Origin of the sequence: Neobacillus muris (assembly GCF_943193175.1) — a bacterium.
Classification (GTDB): Bacteria; Bacillota; Bacilli; order Bacillales; family Cytobacillaceae; genus Neobacillus; species Neobacillus muris.
Window position 1 is genome coordinate 44370 of sequence record NZ_CALPDF010000031.1, and the last position, 10081, is coordinate 54450.

Sequence of the window (10081 nt, forward strand, 5' to 3'; positions counted from 1 at the left end):
CCGGCTAGTCAGTATTATAGGTAATTGAGTTTGATAAGTCAAATAAGGCAGGTGTAATAGTGAAAGGGTTAGTCAATTTTGTCTTAAAAAATAAACTAGCAGTCTGGCTGCTTACGATTATTATTACCGTATCTGGAATTTATTCAGGAACACGAATGAACATGGAGACGATTCCGAACATTTCCATTCCCTATTTAATGGTCATGGATGTGTACCCCGGAGCTACTCCTGAAAATGTAATGGAAGAAGTCTCGATGCCGATTGAGAAGGCGGTTGAAGGACTTGAAGATGTCAAAGCCGTCTATTCCAACTCCTATTCCAATATGTCCAGCCTGCAGGTGGAATATGAATATGGAATTGACATGGATGAAGCAAAACGTGCATTAGAATCCGCTCTTGATACAGTAAAATTGCCTGAGGGCGCCGAAGAGCCGCAAATTACCGCCATCAGCATGAACATGATGCCGGTTGTTGCCCTTAGTGCCAGCAGCTCGAAAGAGGATATTGTGGAACTGACGTCTACTGTGGAAGATGTCCTGCTTCCTAAAATTGAAAAAATTGATGGCGTAGCATCCGCCACCATTACTGGCCAGCATATCGAAGAAGTGGACCTTACGTATGACGAGGCAAAGATGGCTCAGTATGGCCTGACAGAAGATAAAGTGAAGCAAATGATTCAAGCGAGCAACATGGCGGTTTCCTTAGGACTTTATGAATTTGAAGAAGGCGAACAGGCCGTGTCGATTGATGGCAAGTTTATGACGGTGGATGAATTGAAGAACATGCTCATTCCTGTTACCCCGTCTGCAGCAAACCCATCACCGTTTATCAAGTTAAGCGACATTGCCAAAATTGAAACAGTCGGTAAAGTACAGTCTGTTTCACGGACAAACGGCAAAGATGCCATTGCCATTCAAATTGTGAAAGGGCAGGAAGCAAACACCGTTGATGTGGTCAATGAAGTAAAAGAATTGGTGAAAGACCAGCAGGCGAAAATCGATGGTTTAAAAATTGATGTTACCCTTGATCAAGGAAAACCAATCGAAGATTCTGTATCAACAATGGTTGAGAAGGCCGTATTCGGCGGCTTGATTGCCGTGCTGATCATCCTGCTGTTTTTACGGGATGTTAAATCAACGATTATTTCGATTATCTCGATTCCGGTCTCCGTTTTCATGGCCTTCCTGCTGCTGCACTGGCTGGAAATAACGTTAAATATTATGACACTTGGAGCGGTTACCGTCGCCATTGGGCGGGTCATTGATGACTCGATCGTTGTAGTGGAAAATATTTATCGCCGCATGCACTTAAAAGGAGAAAAATTATCTGGACGGGCATTGATTCGTGAAGCCACAATTGAGATGTTCAAGCCGATTTTGGCGTCGACATTAGTAACAGTTGCGGTTTTTGCTCCATTGATTTTCGTTGGCGGTATGGTAGGAGAGCTTTTCGCACCATTTGCCTTGACCATGACGTTTGCGCTGGGGGCTTCGCTTCTTGTGGCGATTACGATTGTGCCTGCCTTGGCGCACGGATTATTTAAGAAAAAGTTATACAGTGAGAAAACAGAATCCAGCCATAAAGAGGCCGGCAAATTAGCAAATTGGTATAAAGGGATTCTGGAAAAAGTTCTTAATCATAAAGTGATCACATCTATTATTGCGATTGTTTTATTAGCAGGAAGTTTAGCCTTAACGCCAATTATTGGATTCAGTTTCATGGGCAGTGAAGAAGAAAAAGTCATGTACTTGACCTATACTCCGGGAACCGGCGAACTGAAGGAAGATACGTTAAAAAATGTTCAATCGGTTGAAGAGAAGATGTTAAAACGTGACGATATCGATATTGTCCAATTATCGGTTACAGAAAGCGGCGACCCGATGGCTGCGATGATGGGCGGAGGCGGAGATGGCGCGTTAATGTACCTTATCTTTGATCCGGACATGAAGAATTTCCCTGAGGTTCGCGATGAAATCGAAGACTATGTAACCAACCTGGGACAATCTGGCGAGTGGAAGAGCCAAAACTTCTCGTCGATGTCGATGAATCAAAATGAAGTCAGCTATACCTTATATAGTGAGGACTTAGATAAACTGACAGCATCGGTCAAAAAGGCTGAAAATATATTGAAGAACAATGACGGGTTAGAAAAAGTAACCTCTAGTCTTGAGGATCCTTATGTGGAGTATACCTTCAGGACCGAACAAGCTGAATTAATGAAATACGGGTTAACAACCGGACAATTAGTCATGATGCTGCGTCCTGACAATACGACAGATGTCTTAACAACTGTTGAAAAAGATGGTGACGCACTGGATGTCATTGTTCAGCAGAAACAATCGGCACAGCCGAAATCCATTGATGAAATTTTAGCGACTCCGGTACCAACTGCGCTTGGCAATACGATGCCGCTTTCTGAATTGGTGACAGTGAAGAAGGGGACAACATTGAACACATTGGCCCGCAGTAAAGGTGAATACTATGCCAGCGTTTCAGGTACGGTCATCGGTGACGATATTTCGAAAGTAACGGCTGAAGTAGGCAAAAAGATCGATAAATTAGACTTGCCGAAAGGTGTGACCGTCGGTGTTGCCGGCGTCCAGGCCGATATGACGGAAACATTTACACAGCTGGGCTTGGCGATGCTTGCGGCGATTGCAATTGTCTACTTTATCCTTGTGGTGACATTTGGTGAAGGTCTTGCGCCGTTTGCTATTCTATTCTCGCTTCCGTTTGCGGTAATCGGCTCATTTGTCGGCTTGTTAATTGCTGGCGAAACGATTTCGGTATCGGTGATGATGGGTCTATTAATGTTAATTGGTATTGTCGTAACCAATGCGATTGTCTTAGTTGACCGGATTATTCATATGGAACGTGAAGGCATGGGGATGCGTGAAGCGATTCTCGAAGCTGGCGCAACACGTCTGCGCCCAATCCTGATGACGGCCATTGCAACGATTGGAGCGTTGATTCCATTAGCATTAGGCAGCGGCGGCAGCGGCTTGATTTCCAAAGGGTTAGGCATCACCGTCATCGGCGGCTTGACCAGCTCTACCTTGTTAACACTCATTATTGTGCCAATCGTTTACGAAATACTATCCAAACTATTTAAGAAAAATCGCAAAGACATCCAAGAAAACTAATGTACGTTTTCCAAATGAAAAGATCTGCTTGAAAGAGGCTGAGTCGAAACTCAGCCTCTTTTTTACTTTAGGGATTTTGTCATACAAATAAAAAAGCAGTAGTTGGGAATAGTAATAAATTTTATGTAGATAAAGCGTACCAGGATTCATCCCCGGCCGCCGCAATTTCAGTTTTTTTTACGTAAAGATTAAAAATATAAAATGTAAAATAAAAAAATACAAAAAGAAAACAATTTTACGATAAAATATGACAAAATATTCCTCTGATAAATGTTATTTTTATTAATAACAACATAATTGGGGAGATCAATATGAAGAGATTATCAGCCATTATCATTCTGTTATTCGGCTTCTTTATTTATGCAGGCCAAACTGAGGCCAATGGTAGTTCCCAAATGATTATTATTAATAAAAAAACAAACACTCTAGCATTCTATGACAGTGGGAAATTAGTCAAAACCTTCAGAGTAGCAACAGGCAAATCAAGGTCATTGACGCCGGAAGGAACATTCAGGATCGTCACCATGATCAAGAACCGGCCTTATTATAAGCAAAATATTCCTGGGGGCGACCCGCGCAACCCATTAGGGGACCGCTGGCTGGGGCTGGAAGTCGGCGGGACTTATGGCACGACATATGCCATCCATGGCAACAGCAATGAAAGTTCAATCGGAAAATATGTAAGTGCCGGCTGTGTCAGAATGCACAATCAAGAAGTCCGCTGGCTGTTTGACCAGGTGCAAAAGTTTACGCCAGTCGTGATCACTTATTCCGCAAGCGGTTTCGATGAAATAGCGCTGGCAAACGGCTATGGAGTAACGGTTCCTTCTTCCGGCGTTGCCGGGGTTTCCACTCCGGCAGATGGCTGGATGCAGGCAGGAGGCAAAAAGTTCTATTATAAAAATGGCACCCCCGCCACAGGCTGGCAATCCATTGAGGGCAAAAGGTATTACTTTGATAAACAGGGAGCGATGAAAACCGGCTGGGTCACCAGCGACGGGAAAAAATATTACCTGGATACCAAAGGCGTGATGAAGACGGGCTGGATTGATGCTGATGGAAAGCGCTTTTATTTGGATCGGGATGGCGTGATGAAAACGGGCTGGCTCGAAGACGGGGGCCAAAAGTATTATCTTGATCAAGAAGGAGCCATGAAAATCGGCTGGCTCGAAGAAAATGGCCAAAGGTATTACTTTGACGGTGCAGGCGCTATGAAAACCGGCTGGGTGGAAGACAACGGAATGAAGTACTATCTCGATAGCCATGGCGTGATGAAGACAGGCTGGTTAATGGATGGCGGCAGCAAGTACTATTTGGATACAACGGGAGCCATGAAGATCGGATGGCTGGAGGAAAACAGCCGGAAGTATTATTTTGACTCCAATGGTGCGGTCAAAACGGGATGGCTGGCACAGGACGGACAATGGCATTATTTTGATAGTACCGGAGCTATGAAAACCGGCTGGGTCAATGACTCGGGAAAATGGTATTATATCCAGTCCAGCGGAGCTCTCAAAACAGCATTTTCTCCGGTGGACGCAGGAGAGGCCGGCAGCCCTGTTCAGGACGGACTCCAAACAGGCTGGATTGACCTGTCTGGTGAATCGTATTACTTAGGCACTAATAAGGCTATTGTGCCTGGCTGGGTTTACTATCAAAATTACTGGTACTATCTTAACGTTAGTGCGGACATGGCGTCCAGCTCCATGAATGATCTCGCGGTTGCGGGACTGTGAGTCCTATTTCATCAAAACAAGGGCACCTTATAGTGAGGTGTCTTTTTCAATTGGGAAGAAGGCGTAAACGGCAACTTGCCGTTTTATTTTTTGAAAAAAAACAACCGGTCCGACTATGTAAACAAATTCGTATACACGTTTACCATTTGTCTTCATTTTGTTTACAAATCTGTTTACATGTAAACAAAGTCGTGTACAGCGCATGAGACTGCGATGTATACAAAACTGTGCCGGATGTTTACAAATCTGTTTACATTATTATCAAGGTTTACATATTGTTTACAATTTTACACTTGTGTTTCTTTTCATTTGGAATGATTGAACAATCTAGCATTCTCCTATACCGTTAATAGAAGACAGAGCCTTTTTACATAAATCTATTAAACGGGAAGGAATGAAGAAATTGACTAAATCTAGAATTGCCGCTGTTGATGTTGGTAACGACTCCATAAAAGCCATTTTCGGAGAATTAGAATATGAATTAAATATCCCTAACATTACGGCCAGGGATACAGAGGACAGGCCCGTCATCGGGATTGAAGAGCTGGACACAAAAAATCCTTTAGAGGGGATCCATATTAAGGTCCACTCCCCTGCTTTAAAAGAGAATAATGTGATTTACCGTGTTGGCCAGTTAGCCGCCAAGAGTGATAATGCGACAGAATTAGATCCGGGGAGCAGCAAGTCAGAAGAAGATCAAACCCTGGTGATGCTGTTTGCCTCCCTGGCCTTAGATGCTGTGAAGGAAGAGAATGCGCAGCTTTTTCCGCGGACCAAAAATGTCATTGACGCCCAATATACACTTGGAACGGGTCTCCCCCTCCGCGAGGTAAAGGAAGGAAAAGACGCGGGATACCGCTCCAAATTAGTCAGCTCGGTGCATCAGGTGGAATTCTTGGTCACGCCAAAATATCAGGGATTAAAAGTAAATATTAAATTTCAGGAAGTGAAGGTTTACCCAGAAGGATTTGCCGCCTATATTAATTTGGTCATGGACAATAATCTGAAAATCATCAATAAGGATCTGATTGATAAACGGATTTTAATCCAGGACATCGGCGGCTTATCGACCGATATTGCGGTTATCAAAAATCGCAATGTTGATGATGACAAGGCCCAAGGATTCAATTTGGGCGTTTCTGAATCACTGGAGGCAATCCGTGAGGAAATCAGAAAGAAGCACGGGGTGGAGCTCGACAGCCGCCGGGATGTTGTGGAAATCATTACCCGAAAAAATGACCGCAACCATATCATGGTCAAAGGCAGCCGCACCAGCGTCCACGATATTACCGACCGGATTTTGTTAGAGCTGGCCAAAAAGCAATACCGCCTGCTGCGCAATGTCTGGCAAAAGAACTCGCAGACGGAGATCTGCTATTTTGTCGGCGGCGGGGCCCATGTGTTAAAGGATTATCTTAAAACGATAAACAATAATCTGGATGGGTACAATATTGAATTTTTCGAAGACGATAAAGAAAGCATATGGATGATGGCGAATGCCTACTATAAGTTGATCATGGATTATGTCCGCAAGTCAGAGAAATCAAAAGCGGACAAGCAGCCTGTGAAAAATTAATAAGGTGATGCTATGAAAAAAGCTGCTGCTAATGAAATTAAGAGGGGGCAGGCGATTTCCTTCCGGGTCCCCTCCGATACGCCTGATCATTTATTAAAACAGCTACAAAAAATAAAGGAAACAGAGCGGCGGAATTTCTCCAGCACGATTGCAGAATTTGTCATGCAAGGGGTCAGCCAGTCTTTTTCACGGGAAAAAGAATCGATCACTATCCCCCTTCCGAGAAAGCTAACCAAGATCCAACGGGACTGGCTCAAGCATGAGCACTCTGAAGCGCTGCTGGGGAGCATTATTTACCAGCTGATCGCTGACCCTGTCCGTTCCGCCGCCTTGCTTGCCTCATTAACCAGCAATTCTCTGGATTTGGATGAAGCATTGTATCTGCAGGAGAACCTTGTTGCTGGAACGCCAATGACAAATGAACCGGCAGAAGAGGCGGCTGCTGGCATAGAGGAGCCTCCCTCCCCTTCTGACTTGGATATAATGGAAGATGATCTGAGCCTATTTGATTGGGAAAAGGCCGTCAAAGAGCCGGCGCCGGGTGAAGAAAAGGAAGAAGAAGAATTGGATGCAGCTGACCTGCTTGGCGGGTTTTTGGCCAATATGAACAAATAATGATGGAAGCAGCTAAGAAAAGCCCCGCTCATTTTCGATGCGGGGCTTATTAGTTAGGAATCTGGCAGATTAGTGCTGCTTATTTGGCAGCTGTTTGCTGGGCTTATTGGTCCCCTGCTGCTGACGGTTCTTTTGGTCCTTTGCTTGTTTTTCATGAATTTTTTCGACAAATTCATGTGTGTTTTCCTGATTCATTCAGCAACCCCTCCTTATCCATTGGACAATGGTTAATGTATCCAAAGAGTGCAGGAAACATGCAGGCATTGGAGAAAAGGAAGTATGATATAAATAGTGTATAACGACAAATCGGAATAGGTTGTGGTGCGAATGCTGCCTGATGATATCGTGCTGGATAATGGGGATTTAAATGGCGTGCATGTTTGGAAAAGGGAAAAACTGTATAGAGGGCTGAATGGCAGGTTTGTGGAAAGATTCTATTTAAATGCGGGTGAATCCTATATTTTCAAACCCTTAACAAATGATACTCAATTTGGGAAGGAGGTATGGGTTCATCGGAAAATTCTATCCCAATTTCCTTCGATTTATCCAAAAATCATTTCTTGTTCCACCACCCGTAAACCAGAGATAAGTTGGATGATTGTGGAGGATCTAGGCCCCCTTTCCCATGATTTTAATGAAGATAGCGTTATTAGATTGGCCAAAATCATGGCATGGTGGCACTCCCTGCCGATTGGGCCATTTTTGGACATTCCGCGGGCGGGTCAGAAACCGCGCTTTGAGGATATTGCGGCTGATATTCGGTTAAATAAGGATGGCCTGCTTCAGCAATTGCCTTTAGCTGGGATTGAAGGAGACGATATTCATCGGTTTTTTTTCATAATTGATAGTTTCATATTTTCAAAGAAACAGGTTCTTTCCCATGGAGATTTGCATTTGGGCAATTTTGCTGTTGTCGGGGAGCGGCTGGTAGTTCTGGATTGGGAGCATGCTCATCTTAACTCCCCCTTTTGGGATTTGTTTCATCTGCTCGATTTGTCCCATCCTCTGTTTCCGAAAAAAATCACCAGAGAATTTCGGGATCAAGTGCTGAGTCTTTATCTGGATGAGGTGGAGTTTGAAGTGGCAGACCCAGATGCCTTTATGTATGAATATCATTTATATTCTGCTGTGTTTTCAATGTGGATGGTGTGGCTGATTCAGCAGGATCTTGCGGCAGATGATAGAAAATGGCCAAGGGAGCGGCTGGAAAACCAGCTGGAGGAGACGACGGCGGTCTTAAAGCAGTGTCTGGAGCGTCTTTTTTAAACAAATAAGCTAACCCGGACAGAGCCGGGTTAGCTTATTTGTTATGCTTTTTGCTCATAAAGCTTGATGATTTCGATGATCGTTTGGGTGGCTTTGACCATATTATCCACGGAAATAAATTCGTATTTGCCGTGGAAGTTTTCGCCGCCGGTAAAAATATTAGGCGTTGGCAGCCCCATGAAGGATAGCTGGGAGCCGTCTGTGCCGCCGCGGATTGGCTGGATGATCGGTGTAATATCCAAATTCTCCATTGCCTGCTGGGCAATATCGACGATTTCCTTCACTGGTTCAATTTTTTCCCGCATGTTGTAATATTGATCCTTTAAATCAAGCTGGATGGTGTCTTCGCCATATTTTTGATTCAGCTCATTTACGATGCCTTCAATAGTGGCTTTCCGTTTATTGAAGCTGTCCCTGTCATGGTCCCGGATAATATAGTAGAGCTTGGTTTGTTCGACTTCGCCATTAAACGAGATCAGGTGGTAGAAGCCTTCATAGTTTTCGGTATGCTCCGGTGCTTCTGCGGCAGGGAGCTTGCTATGTAATTCCATGCCGATTTTCATGGAGTTGATCATTTTGTTTTTGGCTGAGCCTGGATGGATATTGTTTCCTTTGATGGTAATTTTGGCTGCAGCGGCATTGAAGCTTTCGTATTCGAGCTCTCCTAATGGGCCGCCGTCGACGGTGTAAGCGTATTTGGCGTTGAAGGCATTGACATCGAATTTATGCGGCCCTCTGCCGATTTCTTCATCCGGCGTGAAGGCGACACGGATTTTCCCGTGCTTGATTTCGGGATGCTGAATCAGGTACGCCATGGCGGTCATGATTTCGGTTACCCCCGATTTGTCGTCTGCCCCCAGCAAGGTGGTTCCGTCGGTTGTGATTAAGGTGTGTCCCTTGTAGTTTTGCAGGTTGGGAAAATCGGCTGGCGACATGACCACTTTTAGTTCTTCGTTTAAAATGATATTTCCGCTATCGTAGTTTTCGACGATTTGCGGGTTGACATTTTTTCCTGTGAAGTCGGTCGCGGTGTCAACGTGGGCAAGGAAGCCGATGGTTGGCACGTCTTTGTTTGTATTGGCAGGCAGTGTCGCCATGACGTAGCCATTGTCATCAATGGTTACTTCCTCCATGCCAATTTCCTTTAATTCGTCGACCAGCATGCGAAGCAGTGTCCACTGCCCTTCTGTTGATGGACAGGTTTCGCTGTTTTCATTGGATTGGGTATCGACTTTTACATAGGAAGTAAATCTCTTGATCAGTTCATCCTTCACTCTGGGTACACTCCCCTTTTTTCTGATTTTTACATCATTATCATATCACTTTATAATGAAGGCTACACTTTTTTAGTAGCGGCTAACTGCCGTATGAAGTATGGAAGCTGTCGGATAGGTGAGCGCAACTGTCGGAAAAGCCGAGCTAACTGTCGGGAGAGAAGCCTCCACTGTCGGAAAAGCCGAGCTAACTGTCGAAAAGGAATGCCACTGTCGGATAGGCGAGCGCAACTGTCGGGAGAGAAGCCGCCACTGTCGGAAAAGCCGAGCTAACTGTCGAAAAGGAATGCCACTGTCGGATAGGCGAGCGCAACTGTCGGGAGAGGAGCCTCCACTGTCGGAAAAGCCGAGCTAACTGTCGAAAAGGAATGCCACTGTCGGATAGGCGAGCGCAACTGTCGGATAGGCGAGCGCAACTGTCGGGAGAGAAGCCGCCACTGTCGGAAAAGCCGAGCTAACTGTCGAAAAGGA

The 10081-nt window shown here is 44.9% G+C and carries 7 protein-coding genes; 5 read left to right on the plus strand and 2 right to left on the minus strand.

Going from position 1 to position 10081, the window contains the following annotated elements; all coding sequences use genetic code 11:
• Positions 1–59 precede the first annotated feature (59 nt).
• From NFS43_RS17565 to NFS43_RS17585, 4 genes are all read left to right on the plus strand, one after another.
• Positions 60–3143, plus strand: a complete 3084-nt coding sequence (locus NFS43_RS17565; RefSeq protein ID WP_251554062.1) for an efflux RND transporter permease subunit — start codon at positions 60–62, stop codon at positions 3141–3143.
• 311 nt (positions 3144–3454) lie between these two features.
• Complete coding sequence (locus tag NFS43_RS24555) at positions 3455–4879, plus strand: L,D-transpeptidase family protein (protein WP_338150620.1); 1425 nt, start codon at positions 3455–3457, stop codon at positions 4877–4879.
• Between the two features lie 403 nt (positions 4880–5282).
• A complete protein-coding gene (locus NFS43_RS17580) occupies positions 5283–6455 on the plus strand; it encodes a ParM/StbA family protein (protein WP_251554063.1) in 1173 nt (390 codons plus the stop codon).
• A gap of 12 nt (positions 6456–6467) precedes the next feature.
• Complete coding sequence (locus NFS43_RS17585; protein WP_251554065.1) at positions 6468–7070, plus strand: hypothetical protein; 603 nt, start codon at positions 6468–6470, stop codon at positions 7068–7070.
• A gap of 69 nt (positions 7071–7139) precedes the next feature.
• On the opposite strand, the gene NFS43_RS17590 is transcribed toward NFS43_RS17585, so the two are convergent.
• Complete coding sequence (locus tag NFS43_RS17590; RefSeq protein ID WP_251554066.1) at positions 7140–7265, minus strand: DUF4023 domain-containing protein; 126 nt, start codon at positions 7263–7265, stop codon at positions 7140–7142.
• A gap of 132 nt (positions 7266–7397) precedes the next feature.
• Between NFS43_RS17590 and NFS43_RS17595 the strand changes: the two genes are divergently transcribed.
• The gene (locus NFS43_RS17595) at positions 7398–8336 is read left to right on the plus strand and encodes a phosphotransferase family protein (RefSeq protein WP_251554067.1); all 939 of its coding nucleotides are present in this window, start codon (positions 7398–7400) and stop codon (positions 8334–8336) included.
• A 41-nt stretch (positions 8337–8377) separates the two neighbouring features.
• Here NFS43_RS17595 and pepT read toward each other — a convergent pair whose 3' ends face one another.
• Positions 8378–9610, minus strand: coding sequence for a peptidase T (pepT, locus tag NFS43_RS17600; protein WP_251554068.1), 1233 nt, complete (start codon positions 9608–9610; stop codon positions 8378–8380).
• Positions 9611–10081: the final 471 nt, after the last annotated feature.